The organism is Serratia sp. CY83965 (genome assembly GCF_052166375.1).
Classification (GTDB): Bacteria; Pseudomonadota; Gammaproteobacteria; order Enterobacterales; family Enterobacteriaceae; genus Serratia; species Serratia marcescens.
This window is the reverse complement of the sequence record NZ_JBJNOV010000007.1, coordinates 72,921-99,303: the sequence shown is the minus strand read 5'-3', so window position 1 is coordinate 99,303 and position 26,383 is coordinate 72,921. Positions and strand designations below refer to the sequence as shown.

Sequence of the window (26,383 nt, the reverse complement as noted above, 5' to 3'; positions counted from 1 at the left end):
TACGCCGGGCAATACCAGGACGACGAAAGCGGCCTGCACTACAACCTGTTCCGCTACTACGAACCCGAGGTGGGGCGTTTCACCACGCAGGATCCGATAGGGCTGCGCGGTGGGTTGAACCTTTATAGATATGCTCCAAATCCTTTGGGATGGATAGATCCTCTAGGACTTAGTGGCTTAAATAGCCTTCAGCAACAAATTGATGAGATCCTATTGGAACATCTTCCTGCTATACAGAAGATAGATCCAAACGCAACCGTTGGATATAGAGGTAGTGCTGCAAGTGGAATAAGTAAGTCCCATGATCCTGCGATTGCTAGACCTATTAACATGAATGATTTCGATGTTGATGGATTTATTAAGTCGGATTACTTAGCGAGTTCACCTGAGTTTAGGAACAGACGCCGGGACGCATCTAAGCTTGGGGGGATGAAATCAATAGAGGAGTCTATCGATTCGAAGTTAAGGCAGAAATTCCCAGGGTTAAGAAATGAACCATTTGGGTTTAGGGTATTCTACACCCATGAGTTAGATGATCTGGCTAGAAAAGGCGACGTCCAAAGAAGGTTAGGGCGTTCCGGATGTTCATGAAATGGAGAGTGGCTGTGAACGAGAATAGGCAATTAGGTATTTTATTATTGGAAGACATTCCATTTGATAAGCTGCTTATTAAGCTGGAAAGGGCGTTTGGTGTTTCACTTCCTTGTGAAGATGATAAGGGGCGCTATGTGGCAAAAGCAGAACTAGATGATTATAATATAGAGGTTATAGATAGAGTTGATAGATTAGGGGATGTTCTTTGTGATGATAATCATGTGATCGACGTGAAAATAAAATCTAATGATTTTTTTAATCCAGACTTTGAGAGAAAAATAAAAAAAATACTAAGAGATGGAGATGTGAAGTGGAAGGATGGAATTTGGACTAAGCTTCATAGGGATGAGGATTATAGAGTCGTCTATCCTGACTCTTAGTGTTCACGTTAACAATGTAACTATTTCTAAATCTGCGTTAGAGCCGACAATTCTCAGTCGGTTCTAAATGTCTAGAGTAAAAAAGTATCTAAAAGCAGGTTTGATAATTTTGAAATATCCATCCATAAACATTGATAAATCATTTTATATTACGGTATCTAACATGATTGATTTTAACGCTAGGATTGTGTCTGGTGTTTCCATAGGGAATGTCGTTCTAAATGAAAATATTTCATTATATATTAATGAGATGCAATCCAGATTTAGCGTTAAGATTAAAAATCACTCCCTACCTGACGGGAGTGAGCGAAGGTCATATACAGCCGATAATACCTTATCCGTCATAACTGATAAAGACGGTGTCATTTTGTCACTTGGATGTAATGCTCATTACCAAGGGGGCTATAATGGAATCATATTTCCCGGAATGGAAATAACAGATATAATCAAGCTGACGATATCACAGAAAATATACAATGGTTCAATAGTTATTAATGATGACTTTGGTATTTCGTTTATCCTCCCATGCCCATATGATGAGATTGCCGATGCGATAAACGATATTCCTGGCGGGGTGATAATAAACGAAATTTTCGTATCTGATTTTTCATTCTGGCGTTAGCTTATGGAGCATATGAGTGAATTTAGTGAGAATATAATTAAATATGGGGTGGGTGATATAATTGTTACTGGCTACATAGATTCGGATACACCACCGGTTTTTCATCCGATGTATGACAGGGTTTACTTTATATCCGGTGAGGTTATATTTGAATTTTACATTGATGATGATGGGGTTGTTAATTCACATTTAGTTGAAAACATCTCTCCGTGGTTTGAAGTAGATGTGGATGATCAATTTTCCATGATGTCAATCTATTCACAAGCTTTTAAAACTGAACGGGAAGTTAAAATAATTGCAGTGAATTATAGTGAAGAACCGTTCTCAGTGTTCATCGTCAGGTATAAAGATGGTGACCATGAAAATTCACTGTATTTAGAGGCAAAGAGTTTTTTTGACTTTTTGATTTCATAGAAAAAAACCATGGAATGATTAGGAGTTCAATGTGAGCAAGGAATTAAAGCTTGATGTTATGAATAACAAAAATGACTTGATTGAAGGGACTTTTTGCCACTCGCTTTTTGAGAGGTCGTTCTTTGATGAAAAGCTGTTAAGTGACTTAATAAATAATTCAGGGGCATTTTTAAAAGAAAACGAATGTGATAAGGATGTTTTAAATTTGCTATCATGGATTGTCAATGGTGTTGATCAGTGTTTTACATCCCATAATGATGAAAATGACTATTATTTAATTGAAAACTACTCTGTGGCATTGGAAAATAGGTGGGTGCTTTTGTGGCGGTCAAAAATTGATAAAATAATTGGCGGGAAGTAAAATGGATATCAAGAAAATACAAGAGAAATGGGAGCGTGGTCAGTTAATTGGAGTGGTTCTCATCGTAAGTAAAAACAATACAGCAAGAGAGATAAATATTTACTCTGAAGAAAGTGATGGCTTCAAAAATACTTTTAATAAGGAGTATGGAATTTCATATGGGAGTGTTATTTCGTTAAGCTCATTCATTAAGAAACGTGATGATTTGTGGTCTGAAATTCAAATAAACAACAAGGTATTGCTTCCTGATGGTGACGTTTTATTTCGCGGGGAGGGCGAAATGGGGAGTGATGGTTTTATTGTCAGAGCAGATAAGTATAATAAATTGAAATGGTTCATGTACTCTACGACCTCTAACCCATTTCTTGATGTTATAAGGTTAAACGGTCGGCTGCATATAAAATCCACGTTGGGTTTTTATCTTGACTTCGGTATCGCTGATAATGATATTTTTCTAATTGACATCATTAGTATTAATCCTAATAATCAATGAGTTTTTAATTTGATGCAGATTACCAATGATTAACAAATCTAGTCTGGTTGATGGTGTCCTTTTTCGAGATGAGAATGACTCGGGTGAAACTGTAGTTTTCAATTTTTATACTTGGGTGGAAATGCTTAAAGCGATCATTGTTAAATATGCGCAAAAGTCTGAAAGTGACGCGGAGTTATTGGTTTTATCATCGAGCTTAGTGTGCAAGCCTATCAACAGTTATACGGCTGTCTGTCTCAGGAGCCATGAAATTGAATATCATTGGGCAATGCTGATAGCTTATGGTGAACAGTATTGGCTGAAAGGCGTAGAATCCAAACAGCCTGATGGCTACTTTGACTGGGATGTGCAACATAGGAAAGAACATAACTTAGCAGAGGAAAGCTTTGTTTTTAGCAATTCATGAATCGCGATCCGATAGGGTAAACACCCCTCCAAATGTCCAACGCCTTCCTTATCCTACATCTCCAAACTAAATACCCAATGTGCCGTTAATCAGGGTGCAGCACTGCCCGCCGATCCAGGGCTCGCCGTCAATAAAGCGCACGCTCACGCGGCCATCTCGCTTCAGTTGGGTGCCCTGGCGCACCTGGTAGCCCTGTGCGGTTCGGTCGCCGTCGGGGAAGCGGTTGGCCTTCAGCAAGCGCGCCAGGCAGGCGTTGGCGCTGCCGGTTACCGGATCTTCAATCAAAACACCGCATTCCACCATAAACGCGCGCATTTCGTAATCGGCCGGTTCGGTTGCGGAGCAGGGGCCATAGATCACCACGCCATCCACATCACACGCCGTTTGCAGCTGTTTAATCGTGGCCTGATCCGGCGTTACCGCCAGGCAGGACTGCGCGTCCGGCAGGCGCACCATCAGCCAGCGAATGCCCATCTCGGCAATCACCGGCAGGGGGATTGCTGCAATCACCGCGGGCCGTAAAGCGGCCATCAGCCGTTCGGTTTCCTCAGCCGCCATTGGGCGGAACTCAACTTCGGGCGCGGCGAACGCCAAGGTGCCTTCCGGCTGGATATTGACCGCCACCAGGCCGACGCCGCATTCCTGCATCACCGTTCCAGACCGTTTGGGCGTCAATCCGGCTTCCAGCAGGGCGTGGGCGGTGCCCAGCGTCGGGTGGCCGGCGAAGGGCAGCTCTTTTTCGGTGGTGAAAATACGCACCTTATAATCCGCCGCCGGGTGCGTCGGTTTAAGCACAAAGGTGGTTTCCGAAAGGTTGGTCCAACGGGCCAATGCCAGCATCTGCGCGTCGTTCAGCCCTTCGGCTTCCAGCACCACCGCCACGGGATTGCCGAGCAGCGGCGTGGCGGTGAAAACGTCCACCTGTTTGTAGGCGCGGGGTGTCACATCATCACTTCTGAGCATTGGCCATCATCCGTTATCAACAAAACCTGATGATAACGATATTCGCCAATGGCTTCAAAGGGTTGAGTTTTGTTTTGAGATATCTGCCCGTCGCCACTTCAGCCCCGGCTTGGCGAACATCACCAGGTTGCCCAGCAGGATCAGGCACAGGCCCAGCACGGCGTTGAAATGCCACTGGTAGCCTTCGTAGATCGTTGAGATGGTCAGCGCCACCAGCGGGAACAGCAGGGTGCTGTAGGCCGCCGCGCCGGCGCCGATGCGGCCGAGCAGGCTGAAGTAAGCGGCGAAGGCGATCACCGATCCGAAGATCGCCAGGTACAGCAGGGAGCCGATATAGCGGCTGCTGAATTCGATCTGGAACGATGCGCCCTGCGCCAGGGCGATCAGCGCCATTAACAGCGCGCCGTAGGTCATGGCATAGGTATTGGTGGAAAAAATATCCAGCCCGCGGCGCTGATGGCGCGCGCTGATCATATTGCCCAGCGAGAAGCCGTAGGTGCCGAGCGCGCTCAGGCCGATGCCTTTAAGCAGCTCCGGCGCCATGCGGGTGGCGGCCAGATCTTGCCAGAACAGCGCCACGATGCCGGTCAACCCCAGCAGCGCCGCCGGCAGCAGGTTGGGGCTGGGGCGCTGGCGGAAGAACAGCAGGCTGTTAAGGGCGTTGAACAGCACCGCCATCGAGAAGATCACCGATTCCAGCCCGCTGCTGATATAAGCCGCCGCATGGTAGAAGCAGAAGAAGTTGAAGCCGAACACGCAGCAGCCCTGCAGCACGCAGAACAGATGATCGCGCGGGGCGAGACGGCGCAGGCGGCGCGTTAGCAACAGCACGGCGAACATCACCGCGGCGGAAATGGCGAAGCGGTAAGCGATCGAGACGGGAATGGCCACCGGGCCTTCCTGTTGCAGGGTGATCGCAATCCAGGTGGTGCCCCAAATCAGCACCACGGCGAGGTATAACAGCGCATTCATTCTATTTACTCCGAAAAAACCGATGGCGCAGTATCCGCTTTGGCGTGCGGCGGCGCTTGCAGCGCCTTGCGCCCAGTTGCATATTCTTGCGCTTTTTTTGCCAAAAGCGCGGGGCGGCCGCTGGCATGCCGCGGCGCCACTCTTTACACTGTCAGCATGTCGAACAACGGGGCCGGCGATGTCCAACTATCAGGCGTTTGAAACACTGCGTGAGCATAAAGCGCGGCTGCACGGCAGCGTGCTGCTGGGCACCGGCGTGGAGCTGGCCGCCTGGTCCAACTGCAACGATCGCGTCACGCAGGAGAGCGCCGACCACCATACCTTGAGCCTGTACGTCGCCGACGGCTATGAGTGCTACCAGCAGGTGCCGGGCGGCTGGCGCAACGGCGGCGGGCCGGATCGGTTCTGCATCATGCCGCGCCAATACGCCTCCACCTGGGATGTGCGCAGCGATCTGTCGTTCGTGCATCTGTACTGCACCGACGGGCATCTGCGGCAGCTGGCGGAGCAGACCTGGGATCGCAGCCCGGCGGCGATCAACGTGGAGCAGCGCAGCTTCGGCGAAGATCCGCAGATCACGCTGCTGTATCGTCAGTTTTTGCTCAACTGCGATTGGCAGGACAGCGCCAATCTGCTGGCGCTCAGCAGCGCGTCGAACCTGCTGATGTCACACCTGATCCAGCGTTACAGCCAGCTGCAGTGGAAGCTGCCGCCGGTGCGCGGCGGCCTGGCCCCTGCGGTAGCCAGGCGGGTGCGTGAATATATCGCAAGCCACCTCGATCGGCCTTTGCTGCTGGCGGATCTGGCGGTGCAGGCCGGGTTGAGCGAATACCATTTCGCCCGCATGTTCAAGCACGCCACCGGCCTGGCGCCGCACCAGTTCGTGATGCGCGCCCGGCTGCAGCGGGCGGAACAGCTGTTGCGGCATAGCCAACAGCCGATCACCGAGATCGCGCTGGCGTGCGGCTTCAGTTCCGCCAGCCATTTCAGCAACCGCTTCAAGGCGGCCTATGGATTTGCTCCGCTGCAGGTGCGGCAGGGGCGCTAACCGAAAGGGAGTGCAGCATGGATCAACAATTTGCCGGGCTGGGCGTGTTGTTCGTCGCCGGATTCGGGCCCATCACGCGTGAGAGCGACGAGAGCAAGGCGTTTTATGTCGAGGCGCTGGGGCTGCCGCTCAAGCCGATGCCGGGCAACGAAACCTATCTGCTGTCGGAGCAAGGCGCGCTGGGCGGCGTGAAGCATTTCGCCCTGTGGCCGCTGGCGCAGGCGGCGCAGTCCTGTTTTGGCGGCGATCGCTGGCCGGCGGATCTCGCGGTGCCGCAGGCGTGGATCGAGTTTGACGTAGCCGACATGGCGGTAGCCACCCAGGGGCTGGTCGATCGTGGTTATCGGCTGTTGGTCGCCAACCGCGAAGAGCCGTGGGGGCAAAGCGTTACCCGGTTGCTCAGCCCGGAAGGACTGCTGGTTGGCGTCACCTATACGCCTTGGCTGCGTTAAACGCCGTGCCGTTCGTCGCCGTTTCGCAGCGGCGGGCGGCCTAAGAACAAATACGCATTAGCTTAAAGCGATCTGCGCTATAGACCTATCGAATCCCCGAGTTGTTTCCTTCCTTGAAAGCAGTAATCCCGTTCATTGCGTAAAAACCAAGGGCCAGAACGCGCTATTGCCATGCCATTTTACGGCGATTTTCCCTCGTCTTTTTTTGCTGCCAGGTGCCTGATGGTAATGGAGATTATTCTTATATTTCCATCAATGCTTAAGAAATAATAATGATTCTCGTTTTCAACCACGGAAAGGAGAAGGAACGATGAAAACAGTGAAACGAACGGGCATCGCGCTGGCGATAGCCCTGACTTTCCCCCTGGCTTTGCCTGCCGCTATGGCGGCGCAACCCTCCCTGACAAACAGTAAGGCGGCGACGATGACGGAAAAACACGGGCAGTTTATTGCGGTCGGTAAAGTGGTGCAGGTGACCTTCGGCGATTTTGCCTTCAAGCTGGATTTTACCGATGGCAAGACCATGACCTTCACCGGTATCGGCGAGGCGTCGCAGGGCATCACCGATACGGTGCAGTACACCGCGGTGGAGATTCGGCCGAAGGTCTACATGGTCTATTGGCACGAACCGCAGTCCGGCGACAACGTGACGCATATCGAGGACTTTGAGCGCGGCGAGGTGTACACCAACATCGCCGCCAAGGACGGCAGCTTCACCCATCTGAAAGGGCAGCTGAAAATCGTAGGTCACTCAGGAAACTAAGGAGCAGTTATGAAAAAGGCATTGATCACCTGTGCGATCGTCGGCGGCTTGCTGGCGAGTTACCCGGCGTTGTCAACGGATCAGACGGCGTCGCAAAAGTCGGCCGGCAAAGGCGGCTATCATCATGCCCAGCAAAAGCTGAAGGTGGTGGAGGATCTGTACGCGGGCTTCTTCAACCGCCACGACATCGGCGTGGCGCAGAGGCTGATTGTGGAAAACTACAAGCAGCATAACCCGTTCGTCGGCGACGGCATCAAGCCGTTCCTCGATTTCTTCAGCCAGACCTTCAAAGACAATCCGCAATACAGCGCCAAAATATACCGCAGCGCGGTCAACGGCGATCTGGTCTACGTTCACGTCAAATACCAAAATAACCCGCAGGATCGCGGCACCGCCAGCGTGGATATTTATCGGGTGAACGATCAGGGGAAAATCACCGAGCATTGGGACGTCAATCAGGATGTGCCGGAGAAATCGGCTAACGACAATACCATGTTCTGAGCCACAAGGGCCGCTGCGGCGGCCCTCAACGCGCCCGCAACACTTTATTTACTTACATAAATATTAAATGACCGCCGCGTCGAGTAGGCTACGGCCGCCTTTGGCAGTGGTGGTACGGTTGATGGGCGTCATTGTCCCGCCACTGCTTGAGGCGTTTCCCCACATTTCCCGTTATCCCGCGCGTTGATTTTCCACTTTTTTGAACTGATGGCGCAGCTGCAGCGCATTGCAAAGCACCAACACCGCCGTCACGGCGAACACCCAACGGAACCCCATCATCGCCGAAATGCCCGATCCCAGCAGCGGGCCAACCACGTTGCCCAGGTACATAAAGGATTGGTTATAGCCGAAGATGCGCCCGGTCACCTGATCGGAGGAATACTTCAGCAGCAGCGCCTGCACCGCCGGCATCAGCGCGCCGTCGGCAAAACCCAGCAGGAAGCGCAGAATGCCCAGTTGTAATGGCGTATTCACCCAGGCCATCACGGCGAACAGGGCGGTGGTGAACAGCAGCGCGGCGATCAGGATGCGCGCGGTGCCGATGCGATCGCCGAGCCGCCCGAGGCGCGGCGCGGAGATCAGCGCCGCAATGCCGGGCACGGCGGCGATCATCCCGCTGACAAAGGCAATATTGCTGACATCGCCCGACAGCTCGCGGATGAACAGCGTCAGGATCGGGCTGATGGACGAGTTGGCCAGCTGGATCATTAAGGTACAAACGAACAGGGTGACGATCAGCGTCGGATAAGGCAGTGAACGGAACACCGCCTTGCCGCTCAGCTGATCCGCTTTTTTCACCGTAATGCGCCGTTCTTTAATCAGGAACAGCGTCACCAGGAAGCTGACGAACATCAGCCCGGCGGTGACGAAAAATACCACCCGCAGCCCCAGATGATCGGCCATCAGCCCGCCCAAGAGCGGGCCGGCGATGACGCCGGAGATCTGCCCGGTAGAGAGCGTGCCCAGCGCCCATCCGCTTTTATCGCGCGGCGCCTGCGAGGCGACCAGCGCCATGGCGTTGGGAATATAGCCGGACGTCAGCCCCATCAGGGCGCGCAGCGCGAACAGCTGCCAGACGTTGGTGGCCAGCCCCTGCAGCGCGATGACGATCGCCATGCCCAGCGAGGCGCGCAACAGCATCAGCTTGCGGCCTTTGCGGTCGGCCAGGCTGCCCCACAGCGGCGACACCACCGCCGAGACCAAAAAGGTGCCGCTGAACACCAGTCCGGACCACAGACTGAGGGATTGATGATCGCTGACGCCGAGCTGTTCGACGTACAGCGGCAGAAAAGGGAGGATTTGGCTCATCGCCAGCCCGGTGAAGAAACACCCGAGCCAGACCGAGATCAGATTGACTTTCCACGCTTCCATCGGCTTACCGTACCACGTTGAATAAGAAGAGATTTATTAAGCAAGATAATAATAACACTGCAAATTAATCGGCGAGGGGCAAATGCGTGAGCAAACGTAACCCTGCCGATGTAGTGTCTTTTTTTGCTATATATTAATAGCTATATTATCATAGGTAACCAGGTTAAGCCAGAGCGGCGCGGTAGCCAGACAAGGCACTGCGCGATCCGGCGGTGTGAAAGCAGGGATAAACTGAACGCTAGATTGATGCCAATGAAAAAAGATCACCCTGAAGACGTGACGCTGCTGCGCACGCAGTTAATGTCGCTGGTGCGCCGTTTGCGGCGCGAGTCGCGCAGCGACGAAAAATCCTGGGCCCAGTTGATGCTGTTGGGGGCTATCGATCGCCACGGCGGCGAGGCGACGCCGTCGCTGCTGGCGGAATCGGAGCGCATGCGCTCCTCTAACCTGGCGGCCGCCTTGCGTGAGCTGGAGGGTGATGGGCTGCTGGTGCGCACGCCGGATGCCGAAGACAAACGCCGGGTGCGGGTGCGCCTGACGCCCGCCGGGCTGGGCCTGCTGCAGCAAAGCCGCAGCCGACGCGAGGCGTGGCTGCTGGCGGCGATGGAAAGTTGTTTAACGGAGCGGGAGCAGGCGCTGTTGATAGAGGCGGGGGCGTTGATGGCGCGACTGGCGGCGGCGCCAACGGACGAGGAATAATCGGCGGGGCGGCAGATGCGCCGCCCGTGCAGCGAGGTTACGGCATCGGCCAATCGGCCGGCATGGTGCTGACCACGTCCACGTAGCGATCCCAGGCCGATGACCAGAATTGGGTGAAGGCTTCCAGGGTGAGGTGGATGCCCATCAGGCCCATCACGAACCAGCAGGCGGTAAACAGGCCCAGGCTGCTGAACATGAACGCCATGCCGTTGCGGCTGGTTTTACGGCAAACGACGTTTAACTGGCTGGCGAAGAACATCATCACGGCGCTCAGCAACTCCCAGCGCATCATGACTAAACCGGTGGCAATGGTACTCATCGAACTCGATCCTATGTAACAAAAAGCCGCATCCGGCAGGGCGCCGACAGGGAAATGCGGGGGAATAACGGGAATAATGTGATTTAGATCACATTGTAGCATTGAGGCGAACGGCGGCTCAATGGGGATCGCGGTGAAAAAATCGCCGCCGGTAACATTCCAATATGCTGAAACAGTTATGCCATTTCATTAGCAACCTTTTCATGGGGCGGCGCGCCCGATAACGCTATGCTTGCCGGCTTTTCAGTTCCCTGATTTTGCGGGGAAATGTGACGCAAAAGGTACCGGCACCGCATGGCCCTGTTAAAAGAAAAAATTCGCGATCATTCCGCGGAAGAGAGGCTGTTCATCCGCCGGGCGGGCGTGGCGCTGGCGCTGGTGGTGGCCTGTTTCGGCGTGCTGATCGCCAATCTCTACCGGCTGCAAATCCGCCAGCATGGTTTTTACCAGACGCGCTCCAACCAGAACGACATCAAGATGCTGCCGCTCGCTCCCAGCCGCGGGTTAATCTTCGATCGCAACGGCACTCCGCTGGTGCGAAACGTGACACTGTATCGTATCGAGATCACGCCCAGCAAAATCACCGACATGGCGGCGCTGCTGCAGGCGCTGACGCCGATCGTCGATCTGACGCCGGAAGACATCAGCGCGTTTCGCGACGATATGCACCACAACAGCCGCTACAAGCCGGTGACGCTAAAAACCGGGCTGAGCGACACCGAGGTGGCGCGTTTTGCCGTCAATCAATACCGTTTCGACGGGGTAACAATCGATACCTATCAACAGCGTGAATATCCTTACGGCGCTCAGCTGGCGCACGTGCTGGGCTATGTGTCGAAGATCAACGACAGCGATCTCAAGCGCCTGGACAAGGCCGGCCTGAGCGAAAACTACGCCGCCGACCGCAACATCGGCAAACAGGGCATCGAAGCCTATTACGAGTCAGAGCTGCACGGCACCACCGGCTATCAGGAGGTGGAAGTGGATAACCACGGGCGGGTGATCCGGCTGCTGAAGGAACAGCCGCCGCAGGCCGGCAAAAACATTTACCTGACGCTGGATCTGCCGCTGCAGCAGTACATTGAATCGGTGCTAAAGGGGCAACGCGCCGCGGTGGTGGTGGAAGATCCGCGCGACGGCGGCATTCTGGCGATGGTCTCCAGCCCCAGTTACGATCCCAATCCCTTCGTCAAAGGCATCGGCTATCAGGCCTATAAAACGTTGTTGAGCAATCCGGAGCTGCCGCTCATCAACCGCGTTACCCAAGGGTTGTACCCGCCGGCTTCCACGGTGAAGCCCTATATGGCCGTTTCGGCGCTGTTCGCCGGGGTGATCACGCCCACCACCACCTTTTTCGGCGCGCCGACCTGGACGCTGCCCGGCACCGAGCGCCGTTACCGCGACTGGCTGAAAACCGGCCACGGCATGCTCAATGTCACCAAAGCGATTGAGGAGTCCGCCGATACCTTCTTTTATCAGGTGGCGTATGAGATGGGCATCGATCGCATTCACCATTGGCTGAGCCAATTCGGCTACGGTCAGTCCACCGGCATCGATCTGAACGAAGAGTACCGCGGCGTGCTGCCAAGCCGCGACTGGAAACTGAAGGTGCACAAAAAGGGCTGGTATCAGGGGGATACGGTCTCGGTGGGCATCGGCCAGGGGTATTGGGTGGCGACGCCGATCCAGATGGTGAAAGCGTTGACCACGCTGCTCAACAACGGCAAGGTGAAAACGCCGCACCTGCTGTATTCGCTGCAGCAGGGCAACCGGGTGACGCGCTACCAGCCGCCGGCGCAAGCGGCGCAGATCGGCGATCCCAACTCGCCTTACTGGGGCATCGTGCGCAACGGCATGTACGGCATGGCCAACTTGCCGAACGGCACCGGTTACAAGCTGTTCCATACCGCGCCGTATCAGATCGCCGCCAAATCCGGTACCTCGCAAGTGTTCAGCCTGAAGCAAAACCAGACTTACAACGCCAAAATGATCCCGGTGCGGCTGCGCGATCACATCTTTTATACGCTGTTTGCGCCCTACAAAAATCCCCGGGTGGCGATGGCGCTGATCCTGGAAAACGGCGGCGGCGATGGCGTGGTGGCGGGGCCGACCGCGCGCGCGATCCTCGACCACATTTTTGACCCGGCCAACGCGCCACAGCCCGGCGATACGCCGCAAAGTAAACCGCAGTTAAACGACAGCGCGGATGTGCAACGGTGATGCGGTTTGTTTTTACTTTCTTACAAACTGCAATCTCCTGACCATTTCCGGCAAGGTAGACTGAAATAACACCATAAACTGAATAAAAACGCAGGGTTAACACAACAGTGGCGCCATCGACCAAAAAGAGCGGTAAAACCTATTCCACAGTTCGTTTCGGCTGGATTTGCGCCGGCATGCTGGTCTGTTTTTTTCTGTTGGCGTTCAGGGTCGGCTACCTGCAACTGCTGGAACACCAGCAGTTGGCCAATCAGGCTGACCAGCGTTCGATCCGCACCCAGGTGGTGCCGACCAACCGCGCCATGATCACCGATCGCAACGATGAGGCGCTGGCGGTCAGCGTGTCGTCCAAAGACATCGTGCTGGATCCGAAGCATATTCTCGATACCCAGACCGATACCGGCAACGAACGCTGGCAGAGCATGGCCAACGTGCTGAAGATCCCGCTGGCGGACATCCAGCATCTGATCCAGAGCAACGCGCACAAACGTTTTGTCTACCTGGCGCGCAAGGTGGAGGACGACAACGCCGCCTACATCAGCAAACTGCACCTGACCGGCGTCAGCGCCGAGCAGGATTTCAGCCGCTTTTATCCGATGGGCCAGGATGCCGCCGGGCTGATCGGCATCGTCGGCCAGGACAATCAGGGGCTGGAGGGCATCGAGCTGGGGTTCAACCCGCTGTTGCAGGGAAAAAACGGCCTGCGGGTCTATCAGAAGGATGGCAGCGGCGCGGTGATCGGCGTGCTCAAAAGCGTGGATCCGGTGCCGCCGCCGAACGTGACGCTCAGCATCGACAAATTTATCCAGTACGTGCTCTATGCGCAGATCCGCGACGGCGTGGTGGCTAACCAGGCCGACTCAGGCTGCGCGGTGCTGGTCAAGATCGACACCGGCGAAATCCTCGGCATGGCCAGCTATCCATCGTTCAACCCGAACAACTATGGCAGCACGCCGGCGAAAGATATCCGCAACGTGTGCAGCAGCGACAGCTTCGAACCGGGTTCGACGGTGAAACCGGTGGTGGTGATGGTGGGGTTGGAACATAAGCTGATCCGGCCGGATACCGTGTTGGACACCACGCCGTATCGGGTGAACGGTCACCTGATCAAAGACGTCGGCCACTGGTCGAAACTGACCATCACCGGGGTGCTGCAAAAATCGAGCGACATCGCGGTATCGCATATCGCGCTGGCGCTGCCGGCCACGGTACTGCCGGCGGTCTACCGCAGCTTTGGCCTGGGGCGGCCGACCGAGCTCGGCATCGGCAACGAGAGCAGCGGCTATCTGCCGCAGCACCGTGAACGCTGGGCCGATATCGAACGCGCTACCTTCTCCTTCGGCTATGGGCTGCGCGTGACGCCGCTGCAGATGGCGCGCGAATATGCCGCTATCGGTTCCTTCGGCATTTATCGGCCGCTGTCGATCACTAAGGTGACGCCGCCGGTAATGGGGCAACGTATTCTGCCGGCGGATACGGTACGATCCGTGGTGCATATGATGGAGAGCGACGCCTTGCCGGGCGGCAGCGGGGTGAGCGCCGCGGTGCCGGGCTATCGGCTGGCGATCAAAACCGGTACCGCCGAGAAAATGGGCCCCAGCGGCAAATACGACGGCGGCTACATCAACTACACCGCCGGCGTGGCGCCCGCCAGCGATCCGCAGGTGGCGCTGGTGGTGATGGTCAACAACCCGAAAGCCGGCAAGCACTTCGGTGGTTCGGTGGCCGGGCCGGTGTTCGGCAAGATCATGGCCCAGGTGCTGGAGCACATGAATATTCTGCCGGACGCCCAGCCGCTTAACGTGGTGTCGTCGGTCAAGGGGTAAGGGGGATTAGCGCGATTCCAGCAGGCGCTTCAGCGCCTGCAGATCGGCGTTCACCAGCCCGACGTCGCGGGCGAACAGCGCGTCGTCCATCTCCGGCTGGCGGAACAGGGTGAAGATCACCTCGGTGCCGCGCCGGTTGGCGAGCGCGCGCAGCGGCACGTAGACCACGCCACCGTCCGGCAGCGTCACCCAATGATCCAGCACGCCGAAGGCATTCGGCGCGCTGAAGCGAATGCGGATCGGCCCTTGTGGGGTGTTTGCCACCCAATCTTCCCCTTCCCGCCGTAAGCTGTTGGCTAACCCTCTGGCCCACAAGGGGAAATTTTCCGGCTGGCTGAGAAAGGCGTACACCTCGTCACAGGGGCGGTTAATGGCAATATGCAGCGTTTGCGCGCTCAGCATCATGATTTCTCCGATTGACGGCGATACTTCAGTGTAGATCCCGCCGCGCTCAGAAGTAGTAACCGATGTTTACGTTGGTGCGAAAATACCATTTATTGCTGCCGGAGGACTGGGTGCCGGTCCAGCCGGTGGCGTTTTCCACGCCGCCCCACGGGTTGGCGTTCTGCGCCCAGGTCAGATCCACCCACAGCATCACCGGCATGGCGAACACCTGCACCCCGAGCGTATTCATTTTGGAGTCGGAACCGCCGTGCTTATCCTTCCAGAGCACGCTGTAGTCGTTGTAGAAGCGCAGCTTTTTCACCGGCCCCCAGGGTACGTCGACGTCGCGCGCCAGGTTGATGGCGGCGGTGGTGGCCTGCGACGGGATCAGATAGGCCGGCGTCAGGCCGTTGCCGCCCATCAGGATCACCGAATTATTGGCCCCGGCCGGGCCTTTGGCGTCGTAACCGTAGCGGATCACTTGGCCGGACAGATGCCAGGGATCGTTATTCACCAGCGTATGCAGGCCCGCCGCCCAGAAGCTGCCGTTATCGCCGGTCGCCTGGTTGTAGAGCCGCGAGGCCGCCAGCGAACCGCCGAGCTCATTGTCCCAGCTGCCCTGGTGGAAAGCGCGCGTCAGCCGCAGGTTTATCTGATCGCGTTTTTCGTTGCGCTGCAGGTGCTGTGACGCATAGTTGGTGTTTTTCAGATCGCCGTAGCTGGCGACGTCGGGGGCGTAACGCACGCCGGTCGGCATCATGCGCGGGTAGTAGGCGGCGTCGAAGGCCCAATCGTCATGCTGGTATTGGTATTTGGCGCCGAGTCCGGTGTTGACGCCAAAGCCGAGGTAAAACGGAATGCCGTACGACCAGCCGAACTGCGGGTAGGGCATCAGGCCGAACGGTTTGAACGGCGCGCCCAGTTGCACGGTGGAGCGCTCAGACAGGCGGTAGCCGACATAGGCGCGGTCGATGGCGTATTTGCGCCGATCCTGAAACCAGAACCCGCTATCGAAAAACGCGTCGTTGACCTGGCCGGCGGTATCAATGCGAAAGGCGTCAAAGCGTAAATGCGGAGGATTTCGATAATTGCTGCTGCGCCAGTCTTCATAGCGATAATTGGCGCGCAGCGCGCCGCCGATATCAATATTCTTTTTATTATCCTCGCTTTGCCAATGAATATGCGGAAATGCCGGACGGCTTTTTTTTACCGGCGCCATGGTGGCAGCAGTGTCGCTGGGCAATGCGACAGTGGTCGCGTAACTTACTGGTGAAACAAGAAAAAAACAAAGCGTGATCTTGCGCATGCCTGGCCCCTGGTGAAAGTAGACGGTTTATTAAGGCGAGCGAATTCCACCTGTGAATAGGGTGATTTTGCTCATCAGTTTTATATTTGAGACGATTTTATATGTGTGTTTCATATATTAAATTCGCTGTCGATTAATATATGAAACTTTGTTTCTTGTTTAATGGAAAAACTATAAATCCGGCATTAGACAAGTCAAGAAATAAAAATGAGCGTTGACGAGAAATTCCGATTATTGGGTCGCCCTGGTTTGCGGTGGGCGACACAAAGCAAGCTGAAATAGTGGTGTCATCAATGCCCGTTAGACTCGCGGCATCCTGGTATGACTGACTAAAAATCATGAACATAAAACTGACACTTGGCCGCCGGGTAAAACCTGCGGCAGCGCTGCCGCACGCATTTGGCATCGGCAAGGGCTTATTAGGCGGCATAATTTGCGTTATTGCGCTATTTTCTCTGCTGCAATTGTTTTCCACCGTATTTATTTCCAATATTCTGCGCGACGCCAAGGTTAACCTGGTGACGGGCGACGGGTTGCATCGCCAGCAGGCGACGATGGATCGCGCCAGACTGTCGCTGCTGACGGCCAGCGACAGCCTGAACCGCGCGGGCATCTATTATCTGCAGGACAAAGTCACCGGCTCCGACGGCAGTTGGCATAGCCTGCTGGATGAATCGTTGGCGGCGTTGGCGGCTTCAAAGCAGGCCTTTGCCCGGTTCGAGCGCTTGAGCGCGGCTGCGCCCGAAGCGACGGGCGCCCTGAAAGACAGTTATCGCCTGTTCTATGACGGCCTGAAGGAACAGGCGCAAGGGTTGCAAAACAGCGCCAGCATCGATGCGTTTTTCGCCGTGCCGATCCAGGCGTTTCAGGCGGATTTCAACGAAAAGTACCTCGCGTATCAGGCGCTGAACGAACAGCGTGGCGATGACGTCAACGTGCGGCAATTGGCGGCGCTGGAGCAGGCCAAGACCTTTGCGCTTGGCGCATTGGCCGCGCTGGCGCTGATCGCCGTGGGGGTGTGGTTCGGCGTCGCCCGCTGGGTGATAGCACCGCTGCAGCGGGCAATTGTCCACCTCAACGTGCTGGCCGCCGGCGATCTTTCGCGGCCGCTGCCGCCTGAGCGGGCGTTGAACCGCGAGATGCGTCAGCTGCAGACCAGCATTGGCCATATGCAAAGCGGCTTGCAGCGCCTGGTAAGCGAGGTGCGCGATGCGGCGAGCGGGATCCTGAACGGCGTCGAGCGGCTGGCGGACGGCAATCGACAGTTGACGGCGCAGTCGGTGAAGCAGGACGGGGAATTGCAGTTGGCGACCGAGCACGTGCAGCAGCTGGCGGCGCGGGTGGAAGAAAACGGCCAATACGCCCAGCAGGCCAGCCAACGAACCGAATTGGCCCGGCAGTGCGCCGGCGCCGGTGAGCAGATGATGCAAACCGTCAACGTTTCGATGCACGGGATCGTCAACCAATCGGCCGAGATGCGCGGCATTGTCGCGCTGATCGACAGCGTGGCGTTCCAGACCCATATTCTGGCGCTGAATGCGGCGATCGAGGCCGCGCATGCCGGCGTTCACGGCCGCGGCTTTGCCATCGTAGCCAAAGAGGTGGGCCTGCTGGCGCAAAAAAGCAGCCATTCGACGCGCGATATCCAGCAGTTGATCAACCGTTCGCTGCTGCAAATCGATCAAGGTTCGCAGGCGGTCGAACTTCTGACGGGTAATCTGCGCCAGATTATCGATCTGGTGAACAAATGCAGCGCGCTGATGGGGGAAATCTCGTTGGCGTCGTTCAATCAAGGGGAGAGCATTCAGGCCGTGACGGCGCGCATTGCGACGCTGAATCAGGTGGCGCAGCAAACCGGCGACGTGGTGAGCGCAGTGACCGAGGCTTCGCAGTCGCTGCAGGGCGAATCGGAACGCTTGGAAAAAGCGATGGCGCGTTTCAGGCTGCCGGTGCAATAAATAACCCTGGGCGGGTTAATGAATAATAAAGCTGCGCTTAATGTTATTCATTATTTCCCCGCGCTAAGGGACGTTATTTCGATAAATAAAAACAGGCCGGCGCTTGTGGATTAAAAAAGCGCCGGCCTGCAGAGAATTATTTTAACGGGAGGATTAACGGCTGGTCTGGTGGCCGATAATGCCGCCCAGCGCTGCGCCGCCGAGGGTGCCCAGCGTGCTGCCGTCGGTCAGCACGGCGCCGCCGACCGCGCCGACGCCCGCGCCGATCGCCGTGTTGCGATCGCGATTGGACATATGCCCACATGCGGTAACGGAAAGCGTCGCCATCACCACCACCAACACACCTGCGGCACGTTTAATATTCATAATGAGTTCCTGGTAAATTGGCTGATTAATGGATTAAAAATAATCCGATTAACCCGCCGGTAGAAGTTGGGATGAATGTATTCCTCAGAAAGAAAATCGAACAGGTAAAAATTCTTAATTTTGCGGCGGTGAAAAGCGATTGCTCGCCGAATGTGCGGCCGCCGACAAAACCGCTGGTCTATACTGGGAAGACGCCTCGCGGGGGCGGGGCACACACTCTGGAGGCCGCCATGTCCGATCTCGTTTCCGCATCCGGCAAACCGGTGAAAATCCCCGGCCCGGATCACCCGATCACCTTGACCCGTCATCCGACGCGAGTCGTGGTGCGTGCTGCCGGGAAAATCCTGGCCGACAGTCGCAATGCGCTCATCCTGCAGGAAGCCACCTATCCGCCGGTGTTTTACTTTCCGCGTGAGGACGTGAATATGGCGCTGTTGCAGAAAAACGAGCACGTCAGCTACTGCCCGTATAAGGGCGACTGCAGTTATTTCACCTTCGCGCTGAACGGCGGGCAGGGGGCCAATACGGCCTGGAGCTATGAAATGCCTTACAACGCCGTGGTGGCGATCAAGGATCATCTGGCATTTTATCCCGATAAAGTGACAGAAATCAGTACTGAAGCCTGACCTGCCGCCGCCGCCGGGCGGGGGCAGGTTGACATTCCGCTTATCCCTACTCATTATGTGTATTACTGGAAACTGATACGCTTTCCTTATGTTTTAATCCGACATAAACGAAACTCTGAGCAGGTGCCAAGGTGTCTACCTCTACGCGATTTGCCGTTGCCATCCATATTCTGACCAACATCACGCTGTGTCGTGGCCAGACGGTGCGTTCCGAAGATATCGCGCGCAGCGTCAACACCAACCCGACGGTGGTGCGGCGGATCCTCGGCGCTCTGGCGGAGGCCGGGCTGACCTATTCGCAGATGGGGCAAGGCGGCGGGGCGCTGCTGGCGCGGCCGGCAGAAGCGATCTCGCTGCTGGACGTGTATCGCGCGGTGGAGGATCAACCTTATTTCATGCTGCACCGCGCCCGGCCTAACGATGCGTGTTATATCGGCCACGCTATTACCCCAGTGCTGGAGCAAGAGTTTGCGCGCGTTGGTCACGCGCTGGAAGCCAGCCTGGCGCAAACCAGCATCGCCGAAATGGCCGGGCAGGTCGAGCGGCAAGCCGGCTATCCTTTCATCCCTTGTTCATCGCAATATCAAGCGGATACGCAATAAAAATCCACGCCAATTCCGTCTTCCCGCAGAGCATTTTTTGCATTGCGTTAATGTAATTGTGTAAGTTACATTAGCTCGCATCAAGTGTGATGTGTCTCACGTTTTAGACTGCCTCCCCACGATAATCGAACGATTGGCCGGAAACCTTTTCTTCCGGCGCAGATTCGCTGTGCTTATAAACCAGGAGAGAACGATGTTAGAAATGATTGAAAGCTTGGCCACCGTGGTGGTCCTGGTGCCGGTAATGGTGGCCGTCTTGCTCGGCGCGATTTACGGTCTGGGTGAAGTGTTCAACGTCTTTTCCGCTATCGGCCGAAAAAATAACGGCTGAATTTGAACGTCAGGGGACGCAACGCCCCCTGACGTAGGGTTACAATACCGTCGCCAGGAAGTTGCGCGTCCTCTCATGTCCCGGCGCATCCAGAACCTGCTGCACGCTGCCCGTTTCAACCACCTTTCCCTGATCCATAAAGACAATCTGGTCGGCCACTTCGCGGGCGAAGCCGATTTCATGCGTGACCACCACCATCGTCATGCCCGAATGCGCCAAGTCTTTCATCACCTGCAGCACTTCGCCAACCAATTCAGGATCGAGGGCGGAAGTCGGTTCATCAAACAGCAACACCTGCGGGTTCATCGCCAGCGCGCGGGCGATGGCGACGCGTTGCTGCTGGCCGCCGGACAGTTCACGCGGCCAGGCGTTGATGCGATGTTCCAACCCGACGCGGGCCAGCAACTGCTTCGCCCGTTCCTGCGCCTCGGCTTTTTTTTCCTTTTTCACCCGCTGCGGCGCGTCGCTGACGTTTTGCAACACGGTGCGGTGCGCAAACAAGTTGAACTGCTGAAATACCATGCCGATGCTTTTACGCTGCTCGGCCACCTCGGCTTCTTTCAGCTCGTACAGATGCCGGCCTTTTTGACGATAGCCGATTAGCTGTTCGCCAACGCGAATGGTGCCGCCGTCCAGCTTTTCCAGGTGGTTGATGCAGCGCAACAGGGTGGATTTGCCGGAGCCGGAAGGGCCGAGGATCACCGTCACTGACCCCGCCGGAATGGTCAGGCTGATGTTTTTCAACACTTCGGTGCCGGAAAAGGATTTCCGCACCCGGTTGATGTGGATGGATGCGCTCATTGTTCACCTCCCTGAGGGGCTTTGCGGTTGAGGAAGAACCCGCCGCTGCGCGTTGCCTGCGTGCCGCGGCCAAAATAGCGCTCCACGTAGTATTGGCCAATCGACAGAATCGAAGTCATGGCCAGATACCACAGGGTGGCGACCAGCAGCAGCGGGATGACCTCGTAGGTGCGTTGGTAAATGATCTGCGCCGAATACAGCACGTCCTGCAGGGCAATCACCGACACCACCGCGGTGGTTTTCAACTGCCCGATCACCTCATTGCCCGCCGGCGGCAGGATGGTGCGCATCGCCTGCGGCAATACCACGCGCCACAGGATTTGCCCACGACGGTAACCCAGCGCTTTGGCGGCTTCCAGCTGGCCGCTGCCGACGCTTTGGACGCCTGCGCGCACGATCTCCGCCGCATAGGCCGACTGATGCATCACCAGCGCGATCACCGCCGCGCTGAAGGTGCTGATAAGGGTATTGGTCGGCGCGCTGGCGACTTCGCCCAGAAACGGGATCCACAAGCTGATGCGCGGATAAAGCGCGGCGATGTTGTACCACAGAAACAGCTGCACCAGCATCGGCACCGCACGGAAGAACCAGGTGTAGAACCAGCTTACCGCAACCAATACCGGATTGGCCGACAGGCGCATCAGCGCCAGCAGCACGCCGCCGGCGAAGCCGAACACCACCGAAATCACCGTCAGCTTCAGCGTCATGAGCACGCCGTTGAGGATGGACGCCTCGGTCAGATTTTCCGCCACCACCGACCATTCAAAGCGCGGGTTGTGCAGCATGGAATTGATGATAACGCCGACGATCAGCAGCACAACCAGGGCGCTGAGCCAGCGCCCGTAATGCCGGTGGCCGACGATGCTCAGTTCCGCGTCGTCGACAGGGTGTTGCCCACTCATTTTGCGATCTCTTCATTGATGCCGGCGGTTTTCACGGCACCAAAACCGATATCCCAGCCGTCGAGGATTTTCTGGTAGCTGCCGTCGGCGATCAGAGAATTCAGCGCCGCCTGCACCGGTTTCACCAGTTCGGAGCCTTTCGGCAGGGCGATGGCCACCGTGGTGCCGTCGATGTTGATATCACCGGCCAGCGTCAGCGGTTTAACGTGGGTGGCTTGGTAGCGCAACCCTTCATACGGGCCGAAAAACATCGGCACGCGGCCGCTGATCACCGCCTGCACCCCGGCCGGGCGGTCCGGGAAGATCGGCATGGTGATGGCCGGCTTGCCGGCGGCGACGCATTGATCGCTGGCCTGCTGCAGGCGGGTGATCTGCGAGGTGCCTGCGCCGGCGCCGACGGTCTGGCCGCACAGCTGGGCCAGCTCGGTGTAAGGGCCAAGCGCAGCGTCTTTGCGGGCGATCAAGGCCAGCTTGGAAGCGTTGTAATAGCCGACGAAGTCCACTTGCTGGAAGCGCTTTTTGTTGGCGTCAATGTTGGCCAGCGCGACGTCATAACGGCCGGACTTCAGGCCGGGGATGATGTTGTCGAAACCGCCGGTGTCCTTCCAGTGGATCGCCACGCCCAGGCGATCGGCAATCGCGCTCATCACGTCGATTTCACGCCCGGCCAGCGTTTTGTTGTCCGCCTGGTAAAAGGTGGTCGGCGGGGTGTTCGGGTTGGTGCCGGCAACGATATAGCCGGCCTTTTTGATAGCTTCAGGCAGGCTGTCATGCAGCGCCGGATCGGCGGCAGCTTTCACCGCCGCCTTGAAGGGAACATCGCCTTCAGCGGCATGAGCTGCGGCCAACGGCGCCAGCGTGGAGGAAGCCAACAGCAGGGACAGTACGGTGCGTTTGAATGTGGTTTTCATCATGATTTCCCTGCGGATTAAGCCGATTTTACGTTAGCGAAGTTGATTGCCGGTTCCGGCAGACCCAGGTTTTCACGCAGGGTTGCATGCTGATACTCTTCACGGAACAGGCCACGGCGGCGCAGCTCCGGGATCACCAGCTCGACGAACAGTTCCAGCTGGTTAGGCAACACCGCCGGCATGATGTTGAAGCCGTCTGCGCCTTGCTGTTCCAGCCACAGCTGGAAGTCGTCGGCGATCTCTTCGGCGGTGCCTACCACCACGCGGTGGCCGCGCGAACCGGCCGCGACGGCCGCCAGCTCGCGCAGCGTCAGGTTTTCCCGCGCGGCCAGATCGGTCAGCAGTTTCACGCGGCTTTGGCCGCCTTCGGTGGCGCCCACATTCGGCACCGGGCCGTCCAGCGGGTAATCGCTCAAATCGAAACCAAAGCGCGCCGACAGCTGCTCAATGCCGTTATCGATATCCACCAGTTGATTCAGCTGATACCAGGTTTCCCGCGCTTCTTCTTTGGTACGGCCGACAATCGGCATCACACCTGGCAGGATCAGCAGGTGGTCCGGGTTGCGGCCGGCGTCGGCCACGTATTTTTTCTGACTGCGGTAGAAAGCCTGTCCTTCTTCCAGGCTGGCGGCGGCGGTGAACACCACTTCGGCGGTTTCCGCCGCCAGCTGTTGGCCGGCCGGGGAAGAGCCGGCCTCAATGATCACTGGCCGCCCCTGCGGCGAGCGGGAAATGTTCAGCGGGCCCTGCACCGAGAAATGCTTGCCCTTATGGTTGGCGGCGTGGATTTTCTCGTCGATGGCGTACACGCCATTTTGCTTGTCGCGCACGATGGCGTCTTTTTCCCAGCCGTCCCACAGTTTGTAGCTGGCCTCGAGGAACTCCCGCGCCACTTCATAGCGTTCGGCGTGCGACGGCAGATCTTCACGGCTGAAGTTGCGCGCCGCATCGCTGGAGAATGAGGTCACCACGTTCCATGCGGCGCGGCCGTGGCTGATATGGTCGATGGAGGCCATGGCGCGCGCCAGGTGGAAAGGTTGATCGAAAGTGGTGGAGGCGGTCGCCGCCAGCCCGATATGGCGGGTATTGACCGCCAGCGCCGCGAGCAGCGTCAGCGGCTCCAGGCGTGACATCGTCGAGGGCAGGCGGTGCACGCTGGTCGCCAGCGCGTCGCCGACGAAGAACATATCGAAGGTGCCTTCTTCGGCTTTTTTTGCGATCCAGGTGAACCAGTCGATATCGGTCGGTGAACCGCTGGCGCCTTCTGCGCGCCATCCCCCGATGTGGTGCCCCAGCGCCTGAACGAACAGGCCGAGACGGAGTTGGCGCGATGGTGTTGAAGGTGAAGTACTCATAGTTATTCCTGTTTTATTATTAATTTAACAATGCAATCAGTCGCGGCAGCGCGCCAGGGGACATAAGCGCACAGTCGCGGATAACGCTCTCGCCTTCGAGGCCCGGAAGCAGCTGCAAAATGGCGCGCAGCTTGGCGTCGAGGTCTGTCGGCCGGGCGGCGGTTTGCTTTCTTGTGACTATGTCACTTATTTGCCTTCCGTCCTGCAGCGTCAGGGTCAGGCGATGGAAGCGCATCTCCGGATCGAGCGCGTCCGGCGGGGCCGCGGGATCGGCATGGCGCTCAACTTTTGCCGCCAGGGCGGCGATAGCCGCATCGACCGGCTGTTCGCCGTAATGCGTCAGCGTGACCTCGCCGTGGTATAGCGCATCGGCGATGACGTATTCGAGGCTAAAGCGCGCTTCCACACCGGTGGCCGGTTGGCGAATATAGGGCGCGGTATCTGCGCCGGGCGGAAAACTGACCTCAACCAGGGCGATCTCTGCAAGGGCGTCGCCTTGTTCCAGCAGCCGCTCGCGCAGGGCGAGCGCCGCCTCGGCCGCGCTGTGAGTGCCACCGCAGGTCGGGTAGCGCTTGAACTCCAGCCCCGGCTGCAGGATGCGCCAGGGCGCGCCCCAGCCGGCGGTCAGGCATTCCGGTTTTTGCCGGCCGTCGCCGTGGGAAGCCAGCAGGCTGTCCAGCACGCCCTCCGGTTGGCCGATGAAACCGGCCTGAGCCAGCAGGGCGGCGTTGACCGCGTTGCGTGCCGCTAGGCCGGCGTGCAGCGGTTTGGCCGCCGAACCGAACTGGCTGCGCAGGCCCGCCGCCTGGGTGGCCGCCAGGCCGAGAGCAATCTGCGTTTGCCGCTGGTCAAGCTGCAGATAACGCGCCACGGCAGCGCAGGCGGCGACCGCGCCCAGGGTGGCGGTGCTGTGAAAACCCAGCACGTAATGTTGCGTGCCAGCGGCCAATCCCAGCCGGCCAGCGGCCTCTACGCCGATGACATAGGCGGTTAACAGTTCAGTGACATTGTCACTCTCACCGTTCAGCGCCAGCAGGGCGGAGAGCACTACGGTGCTCGGATGGCCACGCAGCGCAGGATGGTAATCATCGAAGTCCAACGAGTGGCTGACATAGCCATAGCGCAGTGCGCGGTTCTCACTGCCGTTCGGCGGAAACGTCGTGCCGATCGCTGCCAGACCGGCATCGCTCAACGCCCCGCGGGCAATCGGCAATGCGCAGGCGAAGTAATCTTTCACGCCGCGGCGAGCGGCTGACAGAGCGGTTTGATCCGGCTGGCTGTTCAATATCAGATGAGCGAATTGGGCGGTTATCGATAATGACAAGGCGTTAACACCTGAATTTATAGATGGTTATGCACGAGTGCGGGGTGAAAGGTATTGTGTGGCGGTTTTCTTTGTCCCGAAAGAACGAACGGCGCTTCCATATCGCTGAATGGAATATCACGACGGCACTGCGCCGCCGTCAGGGCTGCTGGCAGGCGCGGCAGGCTGCACTTTAGCTATTTTTGTGCAAAGCAAAGCTGAATTTGTTCTAACGCGGTAGAGGACTTAGGCCGAGAAAAGGCGAACGCTCATGATGTCGATAAATGCCCTGAGACGCGGTGTAAGATGTTTGCTGGAAGGCCAGAGGATTTTGAGACTGCCACTGTGTCGGCATTGGTCGCCAAGCACGGGTTGGAGCCGCTGCTGCTCCAGGGCCTCCCGTACCGCGAAATCGGGCAGGCAGGCGATGCCCAGGCCCTGTTCCGCCAGGTAAATCAGCGTGTCGACGGTATTGCATACCGTGCGCTTGCCCAGGCCTTCGTCGAGCAGTTTATCTCCGCCCGCCACCGGCCAGGTCTCGACTTTGCCGGTGGTGGGGAATCTGTATAACAGGCAGGCGTGATCGCGCAGTTCTGCCGGCTGGCAGGGTATTCCCGCCCGGCGCAGATAGTCCGGCGCCGCCACCAGCTGTAGGTGAAACGTGCCCAGTTGGCGGCTCATTAAGCGAGAGTCCTCGGTATCGCCCACGCGGATCACCGCATCGAACCCTTCTTCGATCACCGCGACTCGACGGTCGGAAAAATCGGTTTCCAGCTCAATCTCCGGGTAACGCCGAACAAATTCCGCCAGCACCGGATTCAGCAGGCCGCCCACCAGCGGCAAACTGACACGCAGCTTGCCGCGCGGGGCGCTGTGCGTATCGCTGATTTCCCGTTCCGCCGCCGCCAATTCCCCGAGAATGCGCTGACAGCGGTGCAGAAACAGCCGGCCTTCGGCGGTCAGCGTCATGCTGCGTGTGCTGCGGTGAAACAGGCGCGTGCCCAGCCGGTTTTCCAGGCGGGCGATGCTTTTCCCCACCGCGGAAGCGGAAATGCCGAGCACGCGCCCGGCCTCAACGAAACTCAGCGTCTCCGCGGCCTGCACAAAGACGCTCACCCCAGACAGATTATCCAT

General features: G+C 57.2%; 31 protein-coding genes. 18 read left to right on the top strand and 13 right to left on the bottom strand.

Features of this window, described 5'->3' with window-relative positions:
• From ACJ8PL_RS15300 to ACJ8PL_RS15270, 7 genes are all read left to right on the top strand, one after another.
• Window positions 1-591, top strand: a 591-nt coding sequence (locus ACJ8PL_RS15300) for an RHS repeat-associated core domain-containing protein (RefSeq protein WP_442531263.1), incomplete at its 5' end; no start/stop codon positions are given.
• A gap of 14 nt (window positions 592-605) precedes the next feature.
• Complete coding sequence (locus tag ACJ8PL_RS15295) at window positions 606-974, top strand: hypothetical protein (RefSeq protein WP_197783095.1); 369 nt, start codon at window positions 606-608, stop codon at window positions 972-974.
• 67 nt (window positions 975-1,041) lie between these two features.
• Window positions 1,042-1,596 carry a hypothetical protein gene (locus ACJ8PL_RS15290; protein WP_442531262.1) on the top strand — a complete coding sequence of 185 codons (555 nt, stop codon included), beginning with the start codon at window positions 1,042-1,044 and terminating at the stop codon, window positions 1,594-1,596.
• Between the two features lie 12 nt (window positions 1,597-1,608).
• Window positions 1,609-2,010: a hypothetical protein gene (locus ACJ8PL_RS15285; protein ID WP_261459452.1), complete on the top strand. Its 402-nt coding sequence runs from the start codon at window positions 1,609-1,611 to the stop codon at window positions 2,008-2,010.
• A 31-nt stretch (window positions 2,011-2,041) separates the two neighbouring features.
• Window positions 2,042-2,371, top strand: coding sequence for a hypothetical protein (locus tag ACJ8PL_RS15280; RefSeq protein ID WP_016927797.1), 330 nt, complete (start codon window positions 2,042-2,044; stop codon window positions 2,369-2,371).
• Between the two features lies 1 nt (window position 2,372).
• Window positions 2,373-2,864 (top strand): hypothetical protein, encoded by a 492-nt coding sequence (locus tag ACJ8PL_RS15275; protein ID WP_261459450.1) that lies wholly within the window; start codon window positions 2,373-2,375, stop codon window positions 2,862-2,864.
• 25 nt (window positions 2,865-2,889) lie between these two features.
• Entirely contained in the window at window positions 2,890-3,270 is a 381-nt protein-coding gene (locus ACJ8PL_RS15270) for a hypothetical protein (protein ID WP_261459449.1), read from the top strand.
• Window positions 3,271-3,336: 66 nt separating this feature from the next.
• Here the strand turns inward: ACJ8PL_RS15270 and ACJ8PL_RS15265 are convergent, their stop codons facing one another.
• The gene (locus ACJ8PL_RS15265) at window positions 3,337-4,233 is read right to left on the bottom strand and encodes a PhzF family phenazine biosynthesis protein (RefSeq protein WP_079449256.1); all 897 of its coding nucleotides are present in this window, start codon (window positions 4,231-4,233) and stop codon (window positions 3,337-3,339) included.
• 54 nt (window positions 4,234-4,287) lie between these two features.
• Window positions 4,288-5,205 carry a DMT family transporter gene (locus tag ACJ8PL_RS15260; RefSeq protein WP_016927793.1) on the bottom strand — a complete coding sequence of 306 codons (918 nt, stop codon included), beginning with the start codon at window positions 5,203-5,205 and terminating at the stop codon, window positions 4,288-4,290.
• 178 nt (window positions 5,206-5,383) lie between these two features.
• On the opposite strand from ACJ8PL_RS15260, the gene ACJ8PL_RS15255 reads away from it, so the two are divergent.
• The 4 genes from ACJ8PL_RS15255 (at window position 5,384) to ACJ8PL_RS15240 (ending at window position 7,969) form a co-directional block, all read left to right on the top strand.
• Window positions 5,384-6,253: a helix-turn-helix domain-containing protein gene (locus ACJ8PL_RS15255; RefSeq protein WP_016927792.1), complete on the top strand. Its 870-nt coding sequence runs from the start codon at window positions 5,384-5,386 to the stop codon at window positions 6,251-6,253.
• A gap of 17 nt (window positions 6,254-6,270) precedes the next feature.
• Window positions 6,271-6,705, top strand: coding sequence for a glyoxalase (locus tag ACJ8PL_RS15250; protein WP_079449254.1), 435 nt, complete (start codon window positions 6,271-6,273; stop codon window positions 6,703-6,705).
• Window positions 6,706-7,015: 310 nt separating this feature from the next.
• Window positions 7,016-7,468: a MoaF-related domain-containing protein gene (locus ACJ8PL_RS15245; RefSeq protein WP_232036931.1), complete on the top strand. Its 453-nt coding sequence runs from the start codon at window positions 7,016-7,018 to the stop codon at window positions 7,466-7,468.
• Window positions 7,469-7,477: 9 nt separating this feature from the next.
• Window positions 7,478-7,969, top strand: a complete 492-nt coding sequence (locus tag ACJ8PL_RS15240; RefSeq protein ID WP_033640394.1) for a nuclear transport factor 2 family protein — start codon at window positions 7,478-7,480, stop codon at window positions 7,967-7,969.
• 171 nt (window positions 7,970-8,140) lie between these two features.
• Here the strand turns inward: ACJ8PL_RS15240 and ACJ8PL_RS15235 are convergent, their stop codons facing one another.
• Window positions 8,141-9,340 carry a multidrug efflux MFS transporter gene (locus ACJ8PL_RS15235; protein ID WP_016927788.1) on the bottom strand — a complete coding sequence of 400 codons (1,200 nt, stop codon included), beginning with the start codon at window positions 9,338-9,340 and terminating at the stop codon, window positions 8,141-8,143.
• A 252-nt stretch (window positions 9,341-9,592) separates the two neighbouring features.
• Between ACJ8PL_RS15235 and ACJ8PL_RS15230 the strand changes: the two genes are divergently transcribed.
• On the top strand, window positions 9,593-10,039 hold the full coding sequence (locus ACJ8PL_RS15230; protein ID WP_060445182.1) for a MarR family winged helix-turn-helix transcriptional regulator: 447 nt from the start codon (window positions 9,593-9,595) through the stop codon (window positions 10,037-10,039).
• Between the two features lie 37 nt (window positions 10,040-10,076).
• On the opposite strand, the gene ACJ8PL_RS15225 is transcribed toward ACJ8PL_RS15230, so the two are convergent.
• Complete coding sequence (locus ACJ8PL_RS15225) at window positions 10,077-10,358, bottom strand: YjcB family protein (RefSeq protein ID WP_004940713.1); 282 nt, start codon at window positions 10,356-10,358, stop codon at window positions 10,077-10,079.
• 294 nt (window positions 10,359-10,652) lie between these two features.
• On the opposite strand from ACJ8PL_RS15225, the gene mrdA reads away from it, so the two are divergent.
• On the top strand, window positions 10,653-12,578 hold the full coding sequence (gene mrdA, locus ACJ8PL_RS15220) for a penicillin-binding protein 2 (protein WP_033640389.1): 1,926 nt from the start codon (window positions 10,653-10,655) through the stop codon (window positions 12,576-12,578).
• 107 nt (window positions 12,579-12,685) lie between these two features.
• Window positions 12,686-14,404 (top strand): penicillin-binding transpeptidase domain-containing protein, encoded by a 1,719-nt coding sequence (locus ACJ8PL_RS15215; protein WP_016927785.1) that lies wholly within the window; start codon window positions 12,686-12,688, stop codon window positions 14,402-14,404.
• Window positions 14,405-14,410: 6 nt separating this feature from the next.
• Here ACJ8PL_RS15215 and ACJ8PL_RS15210 read toward each other — a convergent pair whose 3' ends face one another.
• Together ACJ8PL_RS15210 and ACJ8PL_RS15205 are read right to left on the bottom strand one after the other, a co-directional pair.
• A complete protein-coding gene (locus ACJ8PL_RS15210) occupies window positions 14,411-14,809 on the bottom strand; it encodes a hypothetical protein (protein WP_016927784.1) in 399 nt (132 codons plus the stop codon).
• 46 nt (window positions 14,810-14,855) lie between these two features.
• Entirely contained in the window at window positions 14,856-16,094 is a 1,239-nt protein-coding gene (locus ACJ8PL_RS15205; protein WP_197755040.1) for a hypothetical protein, read from the bottom strand.
• A 338-nt stretch (window positions 16,095-16,432) separates the two neighbouring features.
• Between ACJ8PL_RS15205 and ACJ8PL_RS15200 the strand changes: the two genes are divergently transcribed.
• Window positions 16,433-18,052 carry a methyl-accepting chemotaxis protein gene (locus ACJ8PL_RS15200; protein WP_442531261.1) on the top strand — a complete coding sequence of 540 codons (1,620 nt, stop codon included), beginning with the start codon at window positions 16,433-16,435 and terminating at the stop codon, window positions 18,050-18,052.
• Between the two features lie 153 nt (window positions 18,053-18,205).
• On the opposite strand, the gene osmB is transcribed toward ACJ8PL_RS15200, so the two are convergent.
• Window positions 18,206-18,418 (bottom strand): osmotically-inducible lipoprotein OsmB, encoded by a 213-nt coding sequence (osmB, locus tag ACJ8PL_RS15195; RefSeq protein WP_004940700.1) that lies wholly within the window; start codon window positions 18,416-18,418, stop codon window positions 18,206-18,208.
• 230 nt (window positions 18,419-18,648) lie between these two features.
• Here osmB and ACJ8PL_RS15190 point away from each other — a divergent pair, with 230 nt between their 5' ends.
• The 3 genes from ACJ8PL_RS15190 to ACJ8PL_RS15180 all read left to right on the top strand — a co-directional run bounded on the left by ACJ8PL_RS15190 (window position 18,649) and on the right by ACJ8PL_RS15180 (window position 19,977).
• Window positions 18,649-19,044, top strand: a complete 396-nt coding sequence (locus ACJ8PL_RS15190; RefSeq protein WP_016927781.1) for a DUF427 domain-containing protein — start codon at window positions 18,649-18,651, stop codon at window positions 19,042-19,044.
• Between the two features lie 131 nt (window positions 19,045-19,175).
• Window positions 19,176-19,646 carry an Rrf2 family transcriptional regulator gene (locus tag ACJ8PL_RS15185; RefSeq protein WP_234214244.1) on the top strand — a complete coding sequence of 157 codons (471 nt, stop codon included), beginning with the start codon at window positions 19,176-19,178 and terminating at the stop codon, window positions 19,644-19,646.
• Between the two features lie 193 nt (window positions 19,647-19,839).
• The gene (locus ACJ8PL_RS15180) at window positions 19,840-19,977 is read left to right on the top strand and encodes an AcrZ family multidrug efflux pump-associated protein (RefSeq protein ID WP_016927779.1); all 138 of its coding nucleotides are present in this window, start codon (window positions 19,840-19,842) and stop codon (window positions 19,975-19,977) included.
• Window positions 19,978-20,016: 39 nt separating this feature from the next.
• Here ACJ8PL_RS15180 and ACJ8PL_RS15175 read toward each other — a convergent pair whose 3' ends face one another.
• From ACJ8PL_RS15175 to ACJ8PL_RS15150, 6 genes are all read right to left on the bottom strand, one after another.
• Complete coding sequence (locus ACJ8PL_RS15175; protein ID WP_016927778.1) at window positions 20,017-20,778, bottom strand: amino acid ABC transporter ATP-binding protein; 762 nt, start codon at window positions 20,776-20,778, stop codon at window positions 20,017-20,019.
• The gene (locus tag ACJ8PL_RS15170; RefSeq protein ID WP_049299026.1) at window positions 20,775-21,680 is read right to left on the bottom strand and encodes an amino acid ABC transporter permease; all 906 of its coding nucleotides are present in this window, start codon (window positions 21,678-21,680) and stop codon (window positions 20,775-20,777) included. Before ACJ8PL_RS15170 ends, ACJ8PL_RS15175 begins: the two co-directional genes overlap by 4 nt.
• The gene (locus tag ACJ8PL_RS15165) at window positions 21,677-22,591 is read right to left on the bottom strand and encodes an ABC transporter substrate-binding protein (RefSeq protein WP_016927777.1); all 915 of its coding nucleotides are present in this window, start codon (window positions 22,589-22,591) and stop codon (window positions 21,677-21,679) included. Before ACJ8PL_RS15165 ends, ACJ8PL_RS15170 begins: the two co-directional genes overlap by 4 nt.
• Window positions 22,592-22,608: 17 nt before the next feature.
• Window positions 22,609-23,946, bottom strand: coding sequence for an LLM class flavin-dependent oxidoreductase (locus ACJ8PL_RS15160; RefSeq protein ID WP_016927776.1), 1,338 nt, complete (start codon window positions 23,944-23,946; stop codon window positions 22,609-22,611).
• Between the two features lie 19 nt (window positions 23,947-23,965).
• Entirely contained in the window at window positions 23,966-25,270 is a 1,305-nt protein-coding gene (locus ACJ8PL_RS15155; RefSeq protein ID WP_079449247.1) for an MmgE/PrpD family protein, read from the bottom strand.
• 225 nt (window positions 25,271-25,495) lie between these two features.
• Window positions 25,496-26,383 (bottom strand): LysR family transcriptional regulator, encoded by an 888-nt coding sequence (locus tag ACJ8PL_RS15150; RefSeq protein WP_079451265.1) that lies wholly within the window; start codon window positions 26,381-26,383, stop codon window positions 25,496-25,498.

Coding starts and splice junctions, on each gene's coding strand:
- ACJ8PL_RS15290 (WP_442531262.1), top strand. CDS start 1,042: ATGTCTAGAGTAAAAAAGTATCTAAAAGCAGGTTTGATAATTTTGAAA.
- ACJ8PL_RS15285 (WP_261459452.1), top strand. CDS start 1,609: ATGAGTGAATTTAGTGAGAATATAATTAAATATGGGGTGGGTGATATA.
- ACJ8PL_RS15275 (WP_261459450.1), top strand. CDS start 2,373: ATGGATATCAAGAAAATACAAGAGAAATGGGAGCGTGGTCAGTTAATT.
- ACJ8PL_RS15270 (WP_261459449.1), top strand. CDS start 2,890: ATGATTAACAAATCTAGTCTGGTTGATGGTGTCCTTTTTCGAGATGAG.
- ACJ8PL_RS15265 (WP_079449256.1), bottom strand. CDS start 4,233: ATGCTCAGAAGTGATGATGTGACACCCCGCGCCTACAAACAGGTGGAC.
- ACJ8PL_RS15260 (WP_016927793.1), bottom strand. CDS start 5,205: ATGAATGCGCTGTTATACCTCGCCGTGGTGCTGATTTGGGGCACCACC.
- ACJ8PL_RS15255 (WP_016927792.1), top strand. CDS start 5,384: ATGTCCAACTATCAGGCGTTTGAAACACTGCGTGAGCATAAAGCGCGG.
- ACJ8PL_RS15250 (WP_079449254.1), top strand. CDS start 6,271: ATGGATCAACAATTTGCCGGGCTGGGCGTGTTGTTCGTCGCCGGATTC.
- ACJ8PL_RS15245 (WP_232036931.1), top strand. CDS start 7,016: ATGAAAACAGTGAAACGAACGGGCATCGCGCTGGCGATAGCCCTGACT.
- ACJ8PL_RS15240 (WP_033640394.1), top strand. CDS start 7,478: ATGAAAAAGGCATTGATCACCTGTGCGATCGTCGGCGGCTTGCTGGCG.
- ACJ8PL_RS15235 (WP_016927788.1), bottom strand. CDS start 9,340: ATGGAAGCGTGGAAAGTCAATCTGATCTCGGTCTGGCTCGGGTGTTTC.
- ACJ8PL_RS15230 (WP_060445182.1), top strand. CDS start 9,593: ATGAAAAAAGATCACCCTGAAGACGTGACGCTGCTGCGCACGCAGTTA.
- ACJ8PL_RS15225 (WP_004940713.1), bottom strand. CDS start 10,358: ATGAGTACCATTGCCACCGGTTTAGTCATGATGCGCTGGGAGTTGCTG.
- mrdA (WP_033640389.1), top strand. CDS start 10,653: ATGGCCCTGTTAAAAGAAAAAATTCGCGATCATTCCGCGGAAGAGAGG.
- ACJ8PL_RS15210 (WP_016927784.1), bottom strand. CDS start 14,809: ATGATGCTGAGCGCGCAAACGCTGCATATTGCCATTAACCGCCCCTGT.
- ACJ8PL_RS15205 (WP_197755040.1), bottom strand. CDS start 16,094: ATGCGCAAGATCACGCTTTGTTTTTTTCTTGTTTCACCAGTAAGTTAC.
- ACJ8PL_RS15200 (WP_442531261.1), top strand. CDS start 16,433: ATGAACATAAAACTGACACTTGGCCGCCGGGTAAAACCTGCGGCAGCG.
- osmB (WP_004940700.1), bottom strand. CDS start 18,418: ATGAATATTAAACGTGCCGCAGGTGTGTTGGTGGTGGTGATGGCGACG.
- ACJ8PL_RS15190 (WP_016927781.1), top strand. CDS start 18,649: ATGTCCGATCTCGTTTCCGCATCCGGCAAACCGGTGAAAATCCCCGGC.
- ACJ8PL_RS15180 (WP_016927779.1), top strand. CDS start 19,840: ATGTTAGAAATGATTGAAAGCTTGGCCACCGTGGTGGTCCTGGTGCCG.
- ACJ8PL_RS15175 (WP_016927778.1), bottom strand. CDS start 20,778: ATGAGCGCATCCATCCACATCAACCGGGTGCGGAAATCCTTTTCCGGC.
- ACJ8PL_RS15170 (WP_049299026.1), bottom strand. CDS start 21,680: ATGAGTGGGCAACACCCTGTCGACGACGCGGAACTGAGCATCGTCGGC.
- ACJ8PL_RS15165 (WP_016927777.1), bottom strand. CDS start 22,591: ATGAAAACCACATTCAAACGCACCGTACTGTCCCTGCTGTTGGCTTCC.
- ACJ8PL_RS15160 (WP_016927776.1), bottom strand. CDS start 23,946: ATGAGTACTTCACCTTCAACACCATCGCGCCAACTCCGTCTCGGCCTG.
- ACJ8PL_RS15150 (WP_079451265.1), bottom strand. CDS start 26,383: ATGGATAATCTGTCTGGGGTGAGCGTCTTTGTGCAGGCCGCGGAGACG.